Below are 19344 nucleotides of genomic sequence, written 5' to 3'. Positions count from 1 at the left end.
CTCGGTGCGTCGACGTCTGGCGTGCCCTGAGCAGTGCGGGCCAACCGCATCGACACGATTGAGAGTCACGTGGCACACGATCACGACCAGGTCGACCCCGGCGCATACGACTTCGCCGCCATCCAGGCGAAGTGGCTTCCGGTGTGGGACGAGGCGAAGCCGTTCGCGGCGGGCCGCCCCGGTGACACGAAGCCGCGCAAGTACATCCTCGACATGTTCCCGTACCCCTCCGGCGACCTGCACATGGGCCACGCCGAGGCATTCGGCTACGGCGACACCGTCGCGCGCTACTGGCGCCACCAGGGCTTCGACGTGCTGCATCCGATCGGCTGGGACTCGTTCGGCCTGCCCGCCGAGAACGCCGCGATCAAGCGGGGCGTCGACCCCCGTGCCTGGACCTACGAGAACATCGAGCAGCAGAAGCGCTCGTTCCGCCAGTACGCGCCGTCGTTCGACTGGTCGCGCGAACTGCACACGAGCGACCCCGAGTACTACCGCTGGAACCAGTGGCTGTTCCTGAAGCTCTACGAGAAGGGCATCGCCTACCGCAAGGCCGGACAGGTCAACTGGTGCCCCAACGACCAGACGGTGCTCGCGAACGAGCAGGTCATCGACGGGCACTGCGAGCGCTGCGGGGCCGTGGTCACGAAGAAGGCCCTCACGCAGTGGTACTTCCGCGTCACCGACTACGCCGACCGCCTGCTCGACGATCTGAACCAGCTCGAGGGTGCATGGCCGTCGAAGGTCATCTCGATGCAGCGCAACTGGATCGGCCGCTCGGCCGGCGCCGACGTCGAGTTCGAGATCGAGGGCCGCGAGGAGCGCATCCCCGTCTTCACGACGCGACCCGACACGCTCTTCGGCGCGACCTTCATGGTCGTCGCGCCCGACTCCGAGCTCGCCGCAGAGCTCGCCGCCGGGGCATCCGACGAGGTCAAGGCACGCTTCGAGGGCTACCTCGCCTCGGTGCGCACCGAGAGCGACATCGACCGCCTCTCGACCGACCGCCCCAAGTCTGGCGTGTTCCTCGAGCGCCACGCGATCAACCCGGTCAACGGCGAGCGCCTGCCGATCTGGGCGGCCGACTACGTGCTGGCCGACTACGGCCACGGCGCGATCATGGCCGTGCCCGCGCACGACCAGCGCGACCTCGACTTCGCGCGCGCCTTCGACCTGCCCGTGCGCGTCGTCGTCGACACGAACCAGCCCGTCACGGGCGTGATCCCCGTGATCCCGCTCGATGAGAACGGCGTTCCCTACCTGCCGGACGACCTGCCGCCGCTGAACCCGGCCGAGACGGGCGAGGCGCTGACCGGCGAGGGCCGGCTCATCAACTCCGGGCCGCTCGACGGGCTCTCCAAGTCGAACGCGATCCGCCGGGTCGTCGACCTGCTCGAGCAGCGCGGTCTCGGCCGCGCGGCCAAGAACTACCGCCTCCGCGACTGGCTCATCTCGCGCCAGCGCTACTGGGGCACGCCCATCCCGATCATCCACTGCCCCGACTGCGGCGAGGTGCCCGTTCCCGACAGCGACCTGCCGGTCAGGCTTCCGGATGCCGCGGGCCTCGACCTCAAGCCGAAGGGCTCGAGCCCGCTCGGCGCCGCCGAAGAGTGGGTCAACGTCTCGTGCCCGAACTGCGGGGGAGCCGCGCGTCGCGACTCCGACACCATGGACACGTTCGTCGACAGCTCCTGGTACTACCTGCGCTACCTCAACCCGACCGACGAGGGCATGGCGTTCGATCCGGCCGAGGCCGAGAAGTGGGCGCCCGTCGACCAGTACGTCGGCGGTGTCGAGCACGCGATCCTGCACCTGCTCTACTCGCGCTTCATCACGAAGGTGCTCTTCGACGAGGGGTACCTGAGCTTCACCGAGCCGTTCACCTCGCTGCTGAACCAGGGCATGGTCATCATGGACGGCACCAAGATGAGCAAGTCGAAGGGCAACCTGGTCGAGTTCGCGAGCGAGCTCGGTGCGCACGGCGCCGACGCGCTCCGCGTGACGCTCGCGTTCGCGGGCCCGCCCGAAGACGACATCGACTGGGCGGATGTCTCGCCGGTCGGTGCGGCGAAGTTCCTCGCCCGTGCGTGGCGTATCTCGGGCGAGGTCACCTCGAGCCCCGACGTCGAGTGGAAGACGGGAGACGTAGCGCTGCGGCGCATCACGCACCGACTGCTGGCCGACGCGCCCGGGCTCGTCGAGGCGTTCAAGTTCAACGTCGTGGTGGCCCGGCTCATGGAGCTCGTCAACGCCACGCGCAAGACGATCGACTCCGGTGCCGGGGCGGGCGACGCCGCCGTTCGCGAGTCGGCCGAGGTCACGGCGATGATCCTCGACCTGTTCGCGCCGTACACCGCCGAAGACATGTGGGAGCGGCTCGGCTACCAGCCGACCGTCGCCCTCGTGCCGTGGCGCAAGGCCGACCCCGCGCTGCTCGTCGAGGAGTCGGTCACCGCGATCGTGCAGGTGAACGGCAAGGTGCGCGACCGCATCGAGGTCTCGCCGAAGATCTCGGGCGACGAGCTCGAGGCCCTCGCACGGGCGTCGGCGGCGGTCGTCCGCACCATCGGCGACCGCGAGATCGTGAACGTGATCGTGCGCGCACCCCGCCTCGTGAACATCGCCATCAAGGGCTGAGTTCCTCGCTTCGGGGAGGGGCGACCGCTCCTCCCCAGCGCATCACCGGCATCGGCCGGCCGGGCTTCGGTTCGGTCGGCCGTTTCCCGTTCCCGGGCGTCGATAGCGTGCGGGCATGCCCGCCGAACCGCTCGATGCCCGTGATGCGCTCGACGCGCTCGATCCCGCCGCGCGACGCGCGGGGCCCCGCGTCCGCATCGCCGTGGGCGCCGCCGTCGTGCTCTTCGTCGCGGCCGTCGCCGCGGCCGCCGTCATCTCGTTCGCGTCGGGCGGGGGCGGGTCGCAGGAGGTCATCGGCGGCTCATCGGTCTCGGGAGCGGGTGCGGGCGGCGGTACGACCGACGCGGTGGATCCATCGAGCGGCGACGACTCGGCGGGCGGCGCGGTCGGCGAACCGCTGCCCCTGCTCGTGCACGTGCTCGGCGCGGTCACCCGGCCCGGTCTCGTCGAGCTCGACGACGGCGCGCGCGTGGTCGATGCGGTCGCCGCGGCCGGAGGGTTCACGGCCGATGCCGATCCCGCGGGCGTGAACCTCGCCAGACCCGTCGTCGACGGCGAGCAACTCGTCGTGTTCGCGATCGGCGAGGCGCCCGTCGCCGGGCCCGGGCCCGGCGGGGCGGCCGGTGGCGGCGGCGCATCCGATGGACTCGTGCACCTGAACACGGCCGGCGTCGCCGAGCTCGACACCCTGCCGCGCATCGGCCCCGCCCTCGCGCAGCGCATCCTCGACTACCGCGAGGCGAACGGGCCGTTCACGAGCGTCGACCAGCTGCTCGACGTGACGGGCATCGGCGACGCCGTGTTCGCCGGGCTCGCCGAACTCGTGGCGCTCTGAGTGCACGACCTGCGGATGCTGCTGCCCGCGTGCGCGGCGTGGGCCGCCGCGTGGGCGGCGGTCGGTGCGCCGGGGCTCGGCGTGAGCGCATGGATGACGGCCGCGGCGCTCTGGGGCCTCGCGATCGTCGCGGTCGGGGTGCTCGGATGCGTGGCGCTGCGGCACGGGCACGGGCACCGGCACCGGTACCGGCCCTGCCTCGGTGGTGCCCGCCACCGAGACGCAGGTGTCGAGCTCGCTGCGAGCGCGTCGCGTTCCGGCCGTCGGGCGCCGAGCCTTCGGGCCGTGGTCGCCGTCGCGGCGACGCTCCTCGTCGTGGCATCCGGTGCGGCACTGGCCGCGACGGCCGCCGCAGCCGGACTCGCGGAGCGCGAGCGGTCGCCCCTGACCGCCGCCGCGGAGGGTCGTCGCACGATCGACGTCGTCATGCAGGCGACGACGGCGCCACGTCCGATGCGCGCCGCGGTCTGGGCCGCCGACGAGCCGATGGTCCGGGTCGACGGCGTGCTCGTGAGCGTCGACGGCAGCCTCGCGGCCGGCGTGCCCGTCACGGTCGGGCTGAGCGCCTCGACGAACGTCGAATGGGGTTCGCGCCTCGCCTTCTCCGCACGCGCGCAGCAGCTGTCCACCGACGAGGCCAGCGCGTTCCGACTCGTCTCGCCCGACCGCGTCGAACTCGTCTCCGGGCCGCCGGCATGGCTCGCGTGGGCCGCCGAGCTGCGCCGGGGGTTCGCGGATGCCGCGGCCGACCTCGACGGCGACGGTGCCGCGCTCGTGCCCGGCCTCGCGATCGGCGACACCTCGGCGGTCGGCGCCGACCTCGATGCCGCCATGAAGGCGAGTTCGCTGACGCACCTCACCGCGGTCTCCGGCGCGAACTGCGCGATCGTGACGGCGGCCGCGTTCGGTCTCGCCGCCGCGTGCGGACTCGGCCGGCGCACCCGGGTCGTCGTCGCCCTCGTCGCCCTCGCCGGCTTCGTCGTGCTCGTGACGCCGCAGGCGAGCGTCATCCGGGCCGCGGCGATGGCGGTCGTGATCCTCATCGGCGTGGCGTCGTCGCGGCGTGCTGGCGGAACGTCCGCATTGTCGGTCGCCGTGGTGGTGCTCCTCGTGCAGGATCCGTGGCTCGCGCGCGACTACGGGTTCGCGTTGTCCGCCGCCGCGACCGCCGGCCTCCTCCTGCTGGCGGGGCCGTTGGCCCTTCGCCTCGCCGACGTGATGCCGACTCCGCTCGCCGTGGTGCTCGCGGTGCCGGTCGCGGCGCAACTGGCGTGCCAGCCGGTGCTCATCCTGCTCGACCCGGCGATCGCGGTCTACGGGATTCCGGCGAACCTCCTCGCCGCACCCGCGGCACCGGTCGGCACCGTCGTGGGCATGCTCGGATGCCTTTTGCTGCCGTTCCTGCCGTCGGTCGGATTCGCCTTCCTGCAGGTCGCGTGGGTTCCCGCATCGTGGATCGCCCTCGTCGCGCACGGCGCCGCCGGCCTTCCCGGCGGCCGGCTGCCGTGGCTGCCCGACGCCGGCGGCGCGTGCATCCTGCTCGCCGCGACGGTGTTCGGCGTGTGGCTGCTGCTCGATCGCCGCGGCGGTCCCATGGTGCGCCGCACGGCGATCGTGCTCCTGGTGCTGCTCGTCGCCGTGCCGATCGGCGCCGTGCTCGGCCCGTCCGCCGTCGCGCGGGCGGCACACCCGGGGGAGTGGGATGTCGCGGACTGCGACGTCGGGCAGGGCGACGCCGTGCTGGTGCGCTCAGAGGGGGCGACCGCGCTCGTCGACACCGGACCCGATGCCTCGGCGCTCCGGCGGTGCCTCGACCTGCTGGGCATCGAGCGCATCGACCTGCTCGTGCTCACCCATTGGGATGCCGACCACGTCGCGGGCAGCGGTGCGGTCGTCGGCATGGTGACGACGGTGATCCACGGCCCACTCGACGACGAGCGCTCCTCGAACGTGCTCGACCCGCTCCTCGCGGCCGGTGCGGATGCCGTCGAAGTCGAAGCGGGTCGCCGGGGCGTGCTGGGCGACTCGCGCTGGAGCGTGCTCTGGCCGCCCGCCGGCACGGCGCCCGGCAACGACGCCAGCGTCGTGCTCGAACTCGAGGGCGATCTCGGGCGTGCGATCTTCCTCGGCGACCTCGGCGAGCAGGCGCAGGCACGACTGCTCGCGTCGGCGCCGATCGAGCCCGTCGACCTCGTGAAGGTCGCCCACCACGGCTCGGCCGACCAGAGCGAACGCCTCTACGAGGCCCTCTCGGCGACCGTCGGCGTCATCGGCGTCGGCGCCGACAACGGGTACGGCCATCCGACCGATGGGCTGCTCGACCTGCTCGCCCGGGTGGGCACCGTGCCGGTGCGCAGCGACCGCTCGGGCACCTCGCTGCTCACCGCGCACGACGGCGGCGGGTTCGGCCTCTGGACCGAGCGCACCGCCGGGGATGTCGCACCACGCCCGTAGACTTGACGCGAAAGGGAGGTGCCGTGGCGGCTCGATCCGGTGGGGCGGCGCGTGGCAGCACGCGGGCGAAGGCGGCGGCGATTCCGCAGCTCACCTACAACCAGGTGCGACCGGCGCCGATCGTGCTCATCTCGGGTCCAGAAGACGTGCTCGCCGAGCGGGCCTCGAGCCTCCTGCGCGAGCGGTTGCGGGCCGAAGACCCCGATCTCGAGGTCAGCGAGATCGCCGGCGACGGCTACCAGCGCGGCGAACTCCTGACGCTCGCGAGCCCATCGCTCTTCGGCGAGGCGCGGCTGATCCGCATCGACGGCGCCGAGAAGGCGACCGACGACCTCATCCTCGACATGGTCGACTTCGTGGGCCAGCCGACCGAGTCGACGACGGTCGTCGTGCGCCATCGCGGCGGCGTCCGCGGCAAGAAGATGCTCGACGCGATCCGATCCGGCGACGGCGAGGCCATCGAGATCGTGTGCGCCGAGCTGAAGCGCGAGTCCGACAAGCAGGACTTCGTGCAGACCGAGATCCGCGCAGCGGGCCGCTCGATCGCTCCGCGGGCGTTGCGCGCACTCGTGGCGGCCTTCAGCGACGACCTCGCCGAACTCGACGCCGCGTGCCGGCAACTGCTCGCCGACGCCCCCGGAGACATCACCGAGGCCGTGGTCGCGAAGTACTACGGCGGTCGCGTCGAGACCAACGCCTTCGAGGTCGCCGATTCCGCGATCGCCGGCCGCCACGGCGAGGCGCTCGTCGCGCTCAGGCATGCGCTCGACAGCGGCGCCGACCCCGTGCCGATGGTCGCCGCCTTCGCGATGAAGATCCGCACCATGGCCAAGGTGTCCGGTGTGCGCGGCGGCGGGGCAGGGGTCGCCTCGTCGCTCGGACTCGCGCCGTGGCAGGTCGACCGCGCACGGCGCGACCTCGCCGGGTGGACCGACGAAGGTCTCCAGCAGGCCATCGTGCAGCTCGCCCGAACCGATGCCGCGGTCAAGGGAGCCGAGCGCGATCCCGTGTTCGCCCTCGAGCGGCTCGTCGGGGTCATCGCCTCGCGCGGCCGCGACCTCGCGTAGTCCCCCTCGCACGGTCGTGACCTTTCTGCGCACACCCCACGGCGCACACCGGGCCCAGCGCCCGTGAAACGACGAACGCCCCGCACGACTCGTGCGGGGCGTTCGATCAGGCGACGTGCTTTACAGCGCGGCGACCTGCTTCGCGATGGCCGACTTGCGGTTCGCGGCCTGGTTCTTGTGGATGACGCCCTTGCTGGCGGCCTTGTCGAGCTTGCGACCGGCGACGCGGACGGCGGCGATGGCCTTGTCCTTGTCACCCGTAGCGATGGCCTCGCGAGCGGCGCGGACGGCGCTCTTGACCTGGCTCTTGACCGCCTTGTTGCGCTCCTGAGCCTTCAGGTTCGTCTTGATGCGCTTGATCTGCGACTTGATGTTTGCCACGTGGTTCGTCTTTCGTTCTTGTGCGGGTACCGGATGTGCCGAGCGAAGGTAGAGGGGCCTCGCGCGGCGAATCGTGCGGGGTGGGACCCACACGCAAGCCAACAGGCAACGATACCAGCATCACGCTCGCGGCACCAATGCGCCGGGGTCGGGACGCAGGACGGAGGCCGTTCAGCTCGAGCGGATGATGCCGAGGTCGCGGGCCCGGGCGACCGCCGCGGTGCGAGAGCCGACCTCGAGCTTGGCGAAGATGTGCACGAGGTGCGACTTGACGGTCGCCTCGCTGAGGAACAGCGCGCGCCCGATATCCCGGTTCGTGTACCCGCTCGCCACGAGGCCGAGCACCTCGGCCTCCCGGCCGGTCAGCCGCTCGAGGCCGTCGTTCGCGTCGAGGCGGGACGAGACGCCGGGGGCGAACGCCGGTTCGCCCGTCGCCGCCGCGCGGATCGCCGCGACGAGCTCGGCCGGCGGCGCGTCCTTGAGGAGGTAGCCGCTCGCGCCCGCCTCGATCGCGCTCAGGATGTCGGCATCGGTGTCGTAGTTGGTGAGCACGAGCACACGGGGCGCGTGGTCCTTCGATCGGATGTGCCGGGTCGCCTCCGCGCCCTGCATGTCCGACGGGAACTGCAGGTCCATGAGCACGACGTCGACGTCGCCGTCGGCGGCACGGCGGACCGCGGCATCCGCACCGGCGACGTCGGCGACGACCACGAGGTCGGCCTCGGCCTCGAGCATGGCGCGGACGCCGGCGCGGACGACCGGGTGGTCGTCGGCGATGAGGAGTCGAATGGCCTCGCCGTCCGCGTCGGCGGACGGGTCCACGGGACCGCTCACGCCGTCACCACGGGGATCCGCACGGCGACGGCCGTGCCATCGCCAGGGTGCGACTCGACCTCGATCGAGCCGCCTTCGCGTTCGGCGCGCTCGCGCATGGCCCGCAGGCCGTAGCGCAGTTCGGCACCGGGATCGGCGGCCACCGCGGTCGGGTCGAAGCCGATGCCGTCGTCGACGATGTCGAGCGCGACCTCGTCGCCGAGGTAGCTGAGGGTGAGTTCGGCGCGCGTGGCGCGAGCATGGCGCAAGACGTTCGCGAGCGCGCCCTGCGCGATGCGCAGCAGCGTCGCGTCGGTCGACATCGGCAGCGTCACGGGATCGCCGCTCGTCGAGTACGAGACGCGGGTCGCGGCGCCAGCCTGGGCTGCCTGCTCGTCGACGGCGGCCGCGAGGCGTCGGAGCGCGGCGGGCAGCGTCTGCTCGTCGAGCGAGGGCGGACTGAGCTCGCGAATGAAGCGTCGGGTCTCCGCGAGGTTCTCGGAGGCCGTTTCACGGGCGAGTCTCAGCTTGTCGAGTGTGCGCTCGTCGGCGATGTCGCGTTCGGCGGCGTGCAGGAGCATCTGGATGCTCGAGAGCCCCTGCGCCACGGTGTCGTGGATCTCGCGGGCGATGCGCTCGCGCTCGGCCAGCGTTCCGGCCTCGCGGCTGGCCGTCGAGAGCTCCTCGCGGGTGGCGATGAGGTCGAGGATGAGCGCCTGGCGGTCCTTCGTCTCCTGCGCCATCGCCCGGTATCCGAGGCCGATGACGATCGCGACGCCCGCGCTGATGAGCGGGCCGAGGATCGTGCCCACCTCGAATCCGAGGTGGCTCGCCGTGCCCCACACCGAGAGGCCGAACGTGACGATCACGAGCGGCACCGCGATGGGAGCGGCCAGCACGTGCAATTCGAGGAAGAAGAGTGGGAACGCGAGGAACGCGGCATCCGGGGTCATCGCCGACATGCCGGCCCAGAGCGCGAGGAGGGCCGTGAGCCAGAGCACGCGCGCCCACTGCGGGAGGTTGCGGCTCGAGGCCGCGATGCCGGCGGCGTAGCAGGCCAGGAACGCGACGGTCAGGACCGTGATGGCCCCCTCGTTCGCGTCGTCGGCGAGCAGCGCGCGGATCATGACGAACAGCGCGAGCCCGACGACCAGCACGTGCAGGCCGAAACGGAGCGTGACGAACACGGGCCTGAGGGCCGACGGCGAGACCCTCCCGAAGTCGATGAAGGGCAGTGGAGCGGGGGCTGCGGGCGCGGTCATGGTGCGTGTCAGCGTAGTCGCGGGCGCCTGCGGGCGGCATCCGTCGAAAGTGCGAACCCAACTCGTGGGAGAATCGACAGGATGTCTCCGAGAGCCGTAACCCCGCCGGTGCCTGCCGCCACCGATCCCGCGCTGATCCGCAACTTCTGCATCATCGCGCACATCGACCATGGCAAGTCGACGCTCGCCGACCGCATGCTCGGCATCACGGGGGTGGTGAGCGACCGCGATATGCGCGCTCAGTACCTCGACCGCATGGACATCGAGCGCGAGCGCGGCATCACGATCAAGAGCCAGGCTGTGCGCATGCCATGGCAGGTCGGCGACACCGCGTACGCCCTGAACATGATCGACACCCCCGGCCACGTCGACTTCAGCTACGAGGTGTCGCGTTCGCTCGCCGCCTGCGAGGGCGCGATCCTCCTGGTCGACGCCGCGCAGGGCATCGAGGCGCAGACGCTCGCGAACCTCTACCTGGCGCTCGAGAACGACCTCGAGATCATCCCGGTGCTGAACAAGATCGACCTGCCGGCTGCCGATCCCGACAAGTACGCCCGCGAGCTCGCCGAGCTCATCGGCGGCGACCCCGCCGACGTGCTGCGCGTCTCGGGCAAGACGGGCCTCGGCGTCGAAGACCTGCTCGACCGGGTCGTCGAGCGCATCCCGGCCCCGGTCGGCAATGCCGAGGCACCGCCGCGCGCGATGATCTTCGACTCCGTCTACGACAGCTACCGCGGCGTGGTCACCTATGTGCGCATGATCGACGGGCATCTGAACCCGCGCGAGCGCATCCAGATGATGTCGACGAGGGCCACTCACGAGATCCTCGAGATCGGCGTGAGCGCGCCAGAGCCGACGCCCACGAAGGGCCTCGGCATCGGCGAGGTGGGCTACCTCATCACCGGCGTGAAGGACGTACGTCAGTCGAAGGTGGGCGACACCGTCACCACCGCGGTCAAGCCCGCGACCGAAGCGCTCCCCGGCTACACCGAGCCGCTGCCGATGGTCTACTCGGGCCTCTACCCGATCGACGGCAGCGACTACCCCGAGCTGCGCGAGGCGCTCGACAAGCTGAAGCTCTCCGACGCTGCACTCGTCTACGAGCCCGAGACGTCGGTCGCGCTGGGCTTCGGGTTCCGCGCCGGCTTCCTCGGCCTGCTGCACCTCGAGATCATCACCGAGCGCCTGCAGCGCGAGTTCGACCTCGACATCATCGCGACCGCCCCTTCGGTGGTCTACGAGGTGACGACCGAAGACAAGAAGACCGTGACGGTCACGAACCCGAGCGAGTTCCCCACGGGGGCGAAGATCTCCGAGGTGCGCGAGCCGATGGTGAAGGCCGCGATCCTCGCGCCCAAGGACTACGTGGGCACGATCATGGAGCTCTGCCAGTCGCGACGCGGCTCGCTGCTCGGCATGGACTACCTCGGCGAAGACCGGGTCGAGATCCGCTACAACATCCCGCTCGGCGAGATCGTGTTCGACTTCTTCGACCAGCTGAAGTCGAAGACGGCCGGCTACGCGTCGCTCGACTACGAGCCCATCGGCGATCAGGCCGCCGACCTCGTGAAGGTCGACATCCTGCTGCAGGGTGAACAGGTCGACGCATTCAGCGCGATCGTGCACCGCGACAAGGCCTACGCCTACGGCGTGCTCATGACGGGACGCCTGCGCAAGCTCATCCCTCGCCAGCAGTTCGAGGTGCCCATCCAGGCTGCGATCGGCGCTCGCATCATCGCGCGCGAGTCGATCCGCGCGATGCGAAAAGACGTGCTCGCCAAGTGCTACGGCGGTGACATCAGCCGCAAGCGCAAGCTCCTCGAGAAGCAGAAGGAGGGCAAGAAGCGCATGAAGATGGTCGGCCGGGTCGAGGTCCCGCAGGAGGCGTTCATCGCCGCCCTGAGCGGCGATGTCGAGAAGAAGGACGCGAAGTAGCAGGCCCGCCGATGACCCGACGCAGCACGTTCACCGACCAGTCCGTCACGTACGGCTCGATCGGTGCAACGCTCGAGCCAGACCTCATGCGGTACCCGCCCGCCGGATACCGCCCCGCTGAAGACACCGTGCGCCTCGGCAGCGGTGCCGATCGCTTCGACCGCGCGGCCGAGGCCCTCATGACCTGGGGCATCCAGCGCGGCGCGGGCTACGAGGTGACGGAGGTCTCCGCCGGCACCGGCGCCCAGTACCCCGGCATCGTCTACGACGTCGAGGGTGCGCCGCTCGCCGAGCAGCCCGGTCCGCGCACCGAGGATCGCTTCGGCGAAGACGGCACCGCGTACATCGCCTCCGGCATGCAGGCCACGCTGGTGCGTCGCGGCCGCTTCCGCCCGCAGCAGACCCCCGTGCTCGTCGTCTACGTCATCGACGAGCCAGGCCGGGTCGGGTACGCGTTCGGCACCACGGCCGAGGGTCTCGAGAGCGGCGAGGAGTCGTTCGTGCTCGAGCGCCGCGACGACGACACGGTGTGGCTCACGATCCGCTCCTTCCGTGCGACGGCCGGAGGCGTCAAGCGCGTCCTCGCGCCGTTCGTCCGCCGTCGTCGGCGCGAACTGACCAGGCAGCAGCTGCGCGCACTGCATCCCGCCGGCGGCGTGTAGGCGTGGGTTCCGCGCTGCCGCTCGGCGAGCCGGCACCGCTCGACGGCGTCCTTCCGGCGACGGCGGCCGTCGGGGCGCGCGACCGGGCGTTCGGCGTCTACGTGCACGTGCCGTTCTGCCGGGTGCGCTGCGGCTACTGCGACTTCAACACGTACACGGCCAGCGAACTCCGCGGCGCCCGCCAGGTCGACTACGCCGACCAGGCCATCGAGGAGATCCGGATGTCGCGGCGCGTGCTCGCGACATCCGAGGTCGTGCCGCGTGAGGCCGAGACGGTCTTCTTCGGGGGCGGGACGCCGACGCTGCTGCCCGCCGACGACCTCGTGCGCATGCTCGCGGCGGTCCGCGACGAGTTCGGCTTCGCGCCGGGCGTCGAGGTGACCACCGAGGCGAACCCCGACTCGGTCGGCCCCGAAGACCTGCTCCGGCTCGCCGAGGGCGGGTTCACGCGCGTCTCGTTCGGCATGCAGTCGGCGGTTCCGCACGTGCTCGCCGCGCTCGACCGCACACACGACCCGGCGCGGGTGCCGCTCGTCGTGCGCTGGGCGCGAGAGGCCGGACTCGACGTGAGCCTCGACCTGATCTACGGCACGCCGGGGGAGTCGCTCGACGACTGGCGCCGGAGCGTCGACGCGGTCGTCGCCGAGCGACCCGACCACGTGAGCGCCTACGCCCTCATCGTCGAGGACGGCACGAAGCTGGCGAGGCAGATCCGCCGCGGCGAGCTCGCCGAGCCATCCGACGACCTCGAAGCCGATATGTACGAGCTGGCCGACACCGCCTTCGCCGAGGCCGGCTTCGAGTGGTACGAGGTCAGCAATTGGGCGACCGATGCCGCGCACCGATCCCGGCACAACCTCGGCTACTGGCGAGGCGACGACTGGTGGGGTGTCGGGCCGGGAGCCCACAGCCACGTCGGCGGGGTGCGATGGTGGAACGCGAAGCATCCGGCCGCGTACGCCGAGCGGCTCGCCGCCGGGCACTCGCCCGCGGTCGGGCGCGAGGTGCTCGACGCGCCGACGCGCGAGACCGAGCGCGTGCTGCTGCTCACGCGCATCCGCGAGGGCATCGACATCGCGTCGTTGCACGCGGGCGGTCGTCACGCGGTCGCGGGCCTGATCGCCGACGAGCTCGTGGACGCGAAAGCCGCCCTGGCCGGTGGGCTGACGCTCACCAGGCGAGGACGGCTGCTCGCCGACGCCGTGGTGCGGCGCCTGCTCGAGGACTGAGCCCGATCAGCTCACGAACTTGATCGTGAGCGGGTACGAGTACGCCTCGCCCTGGTTGGCCTTGACGGCGGCGATGATGCTGAACACGACGACGATGACGGCCACGGCGATCGAGAGGAAGATGCCGATGACCACGAGCCAGAGGATGCTGCTGACGATCGCGGCGATCGTCATCGTGATCTGGAAGTTCAGCGCCGTCGCGGTGTGCGCGCGCACGAACGGGCCCTTGTCCTTGAGGACCAGGTAGCCGATCAGCGCCGGGATGAAGCCGAAGAAGATGCCGCCGATGTGCACGAGCGTGGCCCAGAGCTTCTCGTCGTTCGGGCTGAGCTGCGGGCTCTGCTCGTAGGGGTTCTGCGGCGGAGGGGGAGGGGGCAGATCGGACATCGTCTTCTCCTGTTCGGATGCGCCGAACCGGCGCGGTGACTGCGGACGCCTTCATGCTGGCACAGCAACGCCCGCCGCGGGAGTGTGACGCTCCCACGGCGGGCGATGTGCGTGCCGCGACTACTTGATGAGTCGGATGGCGAACGGGTAGCGGTAGTTGCGGCCGTCCTTCGCCTGGAGGAACGCGATGATCGAGAAGACGACCCCGACGATCCAGACGGCCCACGAGAGCAGGCCGAGCACGCTGCCGAGGCCGAACGTGACGACCGTGATGATCGAGGTCAGGATGAAGATCGCGATCTGGGCGAAGACCAGGGTGATCTGGAAGTTGAGCGCTTCCTTCGCCTCGGTGTCGGTGAACTGGCCGCGGTCCTTGAAGACGAGCCAGATGATGAGCGACGGCAGGAATCCGAGGATGCCGCCGAGGTGGGCGAACGAGCCCCACTGCACGTCCTGCTCGCGCGAGAGCGGCGCGCCGGGCTGCGCCGCGGCGGGCTGGGCTGCGGGCTGGGGGGCTGCCGGCTGCTGCGGGGGCGTGGGCGGCACGTTCGGATCGGACGGGCCTGCGTTGGGATCTGACATGTTCGTGCCTTTCAGGCGTCGAGGACTGTTCCGCTGCCGCGAGGGGTGGGGGGTCGCGTCTTGGTGTGTCGCGGAACATGCCCACGGTAGCGTCGGGCACGAGCGTCGGCAATGGGGATTACCCTGAGTTGAGCGGTATGATTGGCACTCACGTCTGCTGAGTGCCAACACCGCCGAGAAAGCGAGGGACATGGTCTCCGAACGCAGCCTCGCCGTCCTCAGGGCGATCGTGCAGGACTACGTCGCCTCCCGCGAACCCGTGGGCTCGAAGGCCATCGTCGAGCGGCATTCGTTCGGCGTCTCGGCCGCGACGATCCGCAACGACATGGCCCTCCTCGAAGAGGAGGAGCTCATCGCGGCCCCGCACACGTCGTCGGGCCGCATCCCGACCGACAAGGGCTATCGGGTCTTCGTCGACCAACTCACCGACGTCCGTCCCATGACCCGGGCGCAGCGGCTCGCCATCGAGACGTTCCTCGGCGAGTCGAGCGACCTCGACGAGCTCCTCGCGCGCACGGTTCGCCTCGTCGCGCAGCTGACCAAGCAGCTCGCGGTCGTGCAGTACCCGAGCTTCGGCAGCGCCCGTGTCCGGCACGTCGAGCTCGTCTCGCTCGCGCCCGACCGCGTGCTGTGCATCCTCATCACCGACTCCGGTCAGGTCGAGCAGCGCGTCGCCGAGCTCCCGGCCGCGGTCGACGAGGCCACGCTCGCGTCGTACCGTTCGCGGTTGAACGAGCTCGCCGGCAATCGGGCCATGGCGGATGCCGCGGAGTCGCTGTCCGGCGAGTTCGCCGACGTCGCGCCGACCGATGCGCGCGTGCTGCAGGCCCTCGCGGCAACGCTCGCCGAGCAGGCCCGCGCGCAGCGCCAGGATCGCCTGGTCGTGGCGGGCGCCGCGAACCTCGTGCGAACCGAGCAGGACTTCGCGGGCTCGATCCTCGGCGTCATCGAGGCCATCGAGGAGCAGGTCGTGCTGCTCCGTCTCTTCGGCGAGATGGCCGCAGACGAGCACGCCGTCGCCGTGCGCATCGGCCGCGAGAACGCGTCGTTCGGCCTCGGCGAGACCTCGGTGCTCTCGAGCGCCTTCGAGATCCCGGGTCGCGACATCTCCCGGCTCGGCGTCGTCGGCCCGACCCGCATGGACTACTCGCACAGCATGGCGGCCGTCCGCGCGGTCGCCCGATACCTCTCCCGCACGCTCGGCGAGAACTGAGCAGCCGGCCCCCACCGGCATCCGCAATCGAAAGGACACGCCCTCCGTGGCAGACCACTACGAGGTCCTCGGCGTCTCACGCGACGCCACCCCCGACGAGATCAAGAAGGCCTACCGCCGCCTCGCGCGCGAGTTGCACCCCGACGTCAATCCCGGCGCCGAGGCATCCGAGCGCTTCAAGTCCGTGACGCACGCCTACGACGTGCTCTCCGACGCCAAGCAGCGCCAGCAGTACGACCTCGGCGATCAGGGCGGGTTCGGCGGCGGGGCGCAGGGCTTCGGCGGCTTCGGCGACATCTTCGAGACGTTCTTCGGTGGCGCGCAGCAGACCAGGGGCCCCCGTTCACGCCGCGAGCGCGGTCAGGACGCGCTGATCCGCGTCGAGGTCGGACTCGACGAGGTCATCTTCGGCACCCATCGCGACATCGAGGTCGACACCGCGGTGGTGTGCCAGACCTGCAACGGGTCGTGCTGCCAGCCGGGCACCTCGCCCGTCACGTGCGACATCTGCGGCGGCTCGGGCTCGATCCAGCGGGCCGTCCGCTCGCTGCTCGGCAACGTCATGACGTCGAGCCCGTGCGGCACCTGCCGCGGGTACGGCACCGTCATCGCGACGCCGTGCGTCACGTGCCAGGGCCAGGGCCGGGTGCGCGCGCGCCGCACGGTTCCCGTCGACATCCCCGCCGGCGTCGACACGGGCGTGCGGCTGCAGATGCCCGGGTCGGGCGAGTCGGGCCCGGCCGGCGGCCCCAACGGTGACCTCTACCTCGAGATCAAGGTCAAGAACCACGACGTGTTCAGCCGCAACGGCGACGACCTGCTCGCCACGCTCGCGGTGTCGATGACCGACGCGATCCTCGGCACGACGGCGAAGATCGAGGCGCTCGACGGCGACGTCGAGGTCGAGATCAAGCCCGGCCTGCAGAGCGGTGAGATCCTCACCGTCAAGGATCGCGGCGTCTCCAAGCTCCGCGGCAGCGGCCGAGGCGACCTCCGCGTCGGGGTGCAGGTGGTCACGCCCACCAAGCTCTCGACGAAGGAGCGCGACCTCGTGCAGCAGTTCGCGGCGTCGAAGAAGGCGCCCGCACCCGAGCTGAGCCACTTCCAGCAGGGCCTGTTCGCGCGCCTGCGCGACAAGTTCCTCGGCTGACCGGCGCCCCGATGAGCCACCTCTACCTCGACGAGCGCCTCGAACTGGCGGGCGCCGCACCCGGCGACCTCGTGCGCCTGACCGGCGACGAGGCCAGGCACGCGGTGACGGTCTCGCGGGTGCGCGTCGGCGAGCAGCTCTCGGTCGGCAACGGCCGTGGCGAGCTGGCCACGGCGACCGTGGTCGAGGCGGCGCCGCGCGAGCTCGTGCTCGAGGTCGGCGAGGTCACCTCGACGCCGGCGCCGAGCCCGCGCATCGTGCTCGTGCAGGCCCTCGCGAAGGGCGATCGCGACGAGCTGGCGGTGCAGGCGGCGACCGAGCTCGGCGTCGACGCGATCGTGCCGTGGTCGGCGAGCAGGTCGGTCTCCCGGTGGGAGGGGCCGAAGGCCGAGAAGGGCCGGGCCCGCTGGGCGACCATCGTGCGCGAGGCCACCAAGCAGTCGATCCGCCCGTGGATGCCCGAGGTCGCACCGCTCACCGCGACCGCCGCGCTTCCCGCGCTGCTCGAGGGCGTGCGTGTGCTGCTGCTCGAGCCGACGGCGGCGACGCCGCTCACCGACCTCCGCGACGACGGCCGCGACCTCGCGCTCGTGGTCGGCCCCGAGGGCGGCATCGCGCCCGCCGAGATCGAGCGTCTGGTGGCGGCCGGCGCCGAGGCCGTCCGCCTCGGCGACTCCGTCCTGCGCACCTCGACCGCCGGCCCCGCCGCGATCGCCGTGCTGAACGCCCGACTCGGGCGGTGGTGAGGCATCCCTCGCTACGATGGAGACATGACCGCAACCGCCGAGCCGACCTTGTTCGAGCGCATCGCCGCGCGCGAGATCCCCGCTGACGTCGTCGCCGAGACGGCGAACGTGATCGCGTTCCGCGACATCGCCCCCAAGGCGCCGGTGCACGTCGTCGTCACGCCGAAGTCCGGCGCCTACCGCGACGTCGTCGAGCTCGCCGCCGGCGACCCCGCGCTGCTCGCCGAACTCGTCGAGGTGGCACGCGGCGTCGCCGCCGATCTCGCCGACGGCGAGTTCCGGCTGGTGTTCAACACGGGCGCCGCGGCCGGCCAGACCGTCTTCCACGTGCACGCGCATGTGCTCGCAGGCGGCCTCGGGGAGGCATCGCTTGGCGGCTGATCCGCAGGGCGAAGACCCGCAGCGCGACGACGTGCAGCCCGAGGCGGCCGCAGCCGAGGTGCGACCCGCCGACGTGCCGCCGACCGTGCGCGCCGATGAGGAGCGACTCAGCATCGACGGCATCGCCATGGTGCGGCTCCTCGGCCCGCAGGACCGCCTGCTGACCACCATCCAGCGCGAGTACCCCGATGTCGAGGTGCACGTGCGCGGCAACGAGATCGGCATCCGAGGCGACGCCTCCGAGCGCCTGCGCGTGCGCCGTCTGATCGAAGAACTCCTGGAGCTCGTGCGAGCCGGCCAGGATCCGACACCCACCGAAGTGAGGAGCTCGGCCCGCATGATCGACGCCGATCCCGAATCCCGACCGTCCGAACTGCTCGGCCAGGTCATCGTCGCCTCGCGGGGCAAGACGATCCGGCCCAAGACCGAGGGCCAGCGCGCCTACGTCGACGCCATCGACGAGCACACCGTCGTCTTCGGCATCGGCCCGGCCGGCACGGGCAAGACCTACCTCGCCATGGCGAAGGCCGTGCAGGCGTTGCAGCGCAAGGAGGTCAGCCGCATCATCCTGACTCGTCCGGCGGTCGAGGCCGGCGAGCGTCTCGGGTTCCTCCCGGGCACGCTGACCGACAAGATCGATCCGTACCTCCGGCCGCTCTACGATGCGCTGAACGAGATGATGGACCCCGAGATGGTTCCGAAGCTCCTCGCCTCGGGCACGGTCGAGGTCGCGCCGCTCGCCTACATGCGCGGTCGCACGCTCAACGACTCGTTCGTCGTGCTCGACGAGGCGCAGAACACGACGCCCGAGCAGATGAAGATGTTCCTCACCCGGCTCGGCTTCGGTTCGAAGATGGTCGTCACGGGCGACGTCACGCAGGTCGACCTGCCGGGCGGCGCAAGCGGGCTCCGCCTCGTGACCCGGATCCTCGACCGCATCGACGACATCCACTTCGCGACGTTGACGAGCCAGGACGTGGTGCGTCACACGCTCGTCGGCCAGATCGTCGACGCCTACACCGAGTTCGACCAGCGCGCGCAGGCGCAGCGCTTCGAGCGCGACCAGGCGCGGGAGTTCGCGAACCGCGCCGAACGACGCGGGCACGCCGGCCCGCGCGACCACCTCCCTCGAAGGGGCGCCAACTCGTGAGCATCGAGGTCAACAACGAATCCGCCGTCGAGGTCGACGAGGCGGTGCTGCAGCGGCTCGCGGTCTACGTGCTCGACGCGCTGCACGTGCACGCCGACGCCGAGCTCGCGATCGTGCTGGTCGACGAGGGCGCGATGGAGCAGCTGCACGTGCAGTGGATGGACGAGCCCGGCCCCACCGACGTGCTGAGCTTCCCGATGGACGAGCTCCGGCCGGGCAGCGAAGAGAACCCGGCCCCGCCCGGACTCCTCGGCGACGTCGTGCTGTGCCCGCAGGTTGCCGAGGCGCAGGCGCGCACCGCGGGGCATCCGCTCATCGACGAGCTCCTCCTGCTCACCACGCACGGCATGCTGCACCTGCTCGGGTTCGACCATGCCGAACCCGAAGACGAGAAGGAGATGTTCGGCCTGCAGCGCGACCTCCTCGTCGGCTTCACGATGCAGGAGCGTCGTCGCTGACC

18 protein-coding genes are annotated in these 19344 nt (G+C 71.1%); 13 read left to right on the top strand and 5 right to left on the bottom strand.

Translation table 11 applies throughout. The annotated features are described in order from the left end of the window. Positions 1-69: 69 nt before the first annotated feature. The 4 genes from leuS to holA all read left to right on the top strand — a co-directional run bounded on the left by leuS (position 70) and on the right by holA (position 6993). The gene (leuS, locus tag ASE68_RS11205; RefSeq protein ID WP_235480839.1) at positions 70-2637 is read left to right on the top strand and encodes a leucine--tRNA ligase; all 2568 of its coding nucleotides are present in this window, start codon (positions 70-72) and stop codon (positions 2635-2637) included. Between the two features lie 115 nt (positions 2638-2752). Beyond that, positions 2753-3472: a ComEA family DNA-binding protein gene (locus ASE68_RS11200; protein ID WP_055858446.1), complete on the top strand. Its 720-nt coding sequence runs from the start codon at positions 2753-2755 to the stop codon at positions 3470-3472. Further along, entirely contained in the window at positions 3473-5926 is a 2454-nt protein-coding gene (locus ASE68_RS11195; protein WP_055858443.1) for a ComEC/Rec2 family competence protein, read from the top strand. Positions 5927-5949: 23 nt separating this feature from the next. Beyond that, on the top strand, positions 5950-6993 hold the full coding sequence (gene holA / locus ASE68_RS11190) for a DNA polymerase III subunit delta (RefSeq protein ID WP_055858440.1): 1044 nt from the start codon (positions 5950-5952) through the stop codon (positions 6991-6993). 120 nt (positions 6994-7113) lie between these two features. Here holA and rpsT read toward each other — a convergent pair whose 3' ends face one another. The 3 genes from rpsT to ASE68_RS11175 all read right to left on the bottom strand — a co-directional run bounded on the left by rpsT (position 7114) and on the right by ASE68_RS11175 (position 9449). Beyond that, positions 7114-7374 carry a 30S ribosomal protein S20 gene (gene rpsT, locus ASE68_RS11185; protein ID WP_055858437.1) on the bottom strand — a complete coding sequence of 87 codons (261 nt, stop codon included), beginning with the start codon at positions 7372-7374 and terminating at the stop codon, positions 7114-7116. Between the two features lie 171 nt (positions 7375-7545). Continuing rightward, entirely contained in the window at positions 7546-8208 is a 663-nt protein-coding gene (locus ASE68_RS11180) for a response regulator transcription factor (protein WP_304439085.1), read from the bottom strand. Continuing rightward, on the bottom strand, positions 8205-9449 hold the full coding sequence (locus tag ASE68_RS11175) for a sensor histidine kinase (protein ID WP_055858435.1): 1245 nt from the start codon (positions 9447-9449) through the stop codon (positions 8205-8207). Before ASE68_RS11175 ends, ASE68_RS11180 begins: the two co-directional genes overlap by 4 nt. An 81-nt stretch (positions 9450-9530) precedes the next feature. On the opposite strand from ASE68_RS11175, the gene lepA reads away from it, so the two are divergent. The 3 genes from lepA to hemW are packed head-to-tail and all read left to right on the top strand — an operon-like array spanning position 9531 to position 13275. Continuing rightward, positions 9531-11384, top strand: a complete 1854-nt coding sequence (gene lepA, locus ASE68_RS11170) for a translation elongation factor 4 (protein WP_055858433.1) — start codon at positions 9531-9533, stop codon at positions 11382-11384. Between the two features lie 11 nt (positions 11385-11395). Continuing rightward, complete coding sequence (locus tag ASE68_RS11165; RefSeq protein ID WP_055858431.1) at positions 11396-12046, top strand: DUF1990 family protein; 651 nt, start codon at positions 11396-11398, stop codon at positions 12044-12046. A 2-nt stretch (positions 12047-12048) separates the two neighbouring features. Then, positions 12049-13275, top strand: a complete 1227-nt coding sequence (hemW, locus tag ASE68_RS11160) for a radical SAM family heme chaperone HemW (protein ID WP_055858428.1) — start codon at positions 12049-12051, stop codon at positions 13273-13275. A 6-nt stretch (positions 13276-13281) separates the two neighbouring features. On the opposite strand, the gene ASE68_RS11155 is transcribed toward hemW, so the two are convergent. After that, positions 13282-13662 (bottom strand): DUF4870 domain-containing protein, encoded by a 381-nt coding sequence (locus ASE68_RS11155; protein WP_055858421.1) that lies wholly within the window; start codon positions 13660-13662, stop codon positions 13282-13284. Between the two features lie 120 nt (positions 13663-13782). Next, the gene (locus tag ASE68_RS11150; RefSeq protein ID WP_055858418.1) at positions 13783-14244 is read right to left on the bottom strand and encodes a DUF4870 domain-containing protein; all 462 of its coding nucleotides are present in this window, start codon (positions 14242-14244) and stop codon (positions 13783-13785) included. A 190-nt stretch (positions 14245-14434) separates the two neighbouring features. Here ASE68_RS11150 and hrcA point away from each other — a divergent pair, with 190 nt between their 5' ends. The 6 genes from hrcA (at position 14435) to ybeY (ending at position 19342) form a co-directional block, all read left to right on the top strand. After that, positions 14435-15457 (top strand): heat-inducible transcriptional repressor HrcA, encoded by a 1023-nt coding sequence (gene hrcA, locus ASE68_RS11145; RefSeq protein ID WP_055858416.1) that lies wholly within the window; start codon positions 14435-14437, stop codon positions 15455-15457. A gap of 46 nt (positions 15458-15503) precedes the next feature. Further along, the gene (dnaJ, locus tag ASE68_RS11140; protein WP_055858413.1) at positions 15504-16607 is read left to right on the top strand and encodes a molecular chaperone DnaJ; all 1104 of its coding nucleotides are present in this window, start codon (positions 15504-15506) and stop codon (positions 16605-16607) included. A gap of 11 nt (positions 16608-16618) precedes the next feature. Then, positions 16619-17353 (top strand): 16S rRNA (uracil(1498)-N(3))-methyltransferase, encoded by a 735-nt coding sequence (locus ASE68_RS11135; protein WP_055858410.1) that lies wholly within the window; start codon positions 16619-16621, stop codon positions 17351-17353. A gap of 24 nt (positions 17354-17377) precedes the next feature. Beyond that, positions 17378-17734 (top strand): HIT domain-containing protein, encoded by a 357-nt coding sequence (locus ASE68_RS11130; RefSeq protein ID WP_055858407.1) that lies wholly within the window; start codon positions 17378-17380, stop codon positions 17732-17734. A 127-nt stretch (positions 17735-17861) separates the two neighbouring features. After that, positions 17862-18884, top strand: a complete 1023-nt coding sequence (locus ASE68_RS11125; RefSeq protein WP_235480912.1) for a PhoH family protein — start codon at positions 17862-17864, stop codon at positions 18882-18884. Beyond that, on the top strand, positions 18881-19342 hold the full coding sequence (gene ybeY, locus ASE68_RS11120) for an rRNA maturation RNase YbeY (protein ID WP_055858403.1): 462 nt from the start codon (positions 18881-18883) through the stop codon (positions 19340-19342). The genes ASE68_RS11125 and ybeY overlap by 4 nt, the downstream gene beginning before the upstream one ends. Positions 19343-19344 lie beyond the last annotated feature (2 nt).

Source organism: Agromyces sp. Leaf222, from assembly GCF_001421565.1.
In the GTDB taxonomy this organism is placed as follows: Bacteria; Actinomycetota; Actinomycetes; order Actinomycetales; family Microbacteriaceae; genus Agromyces.
The sequence above is the reverse complement of the archived record's forward strand: the minus strand, read 5'-3'. Positions and strand labels throughout refer to the sequence as shown.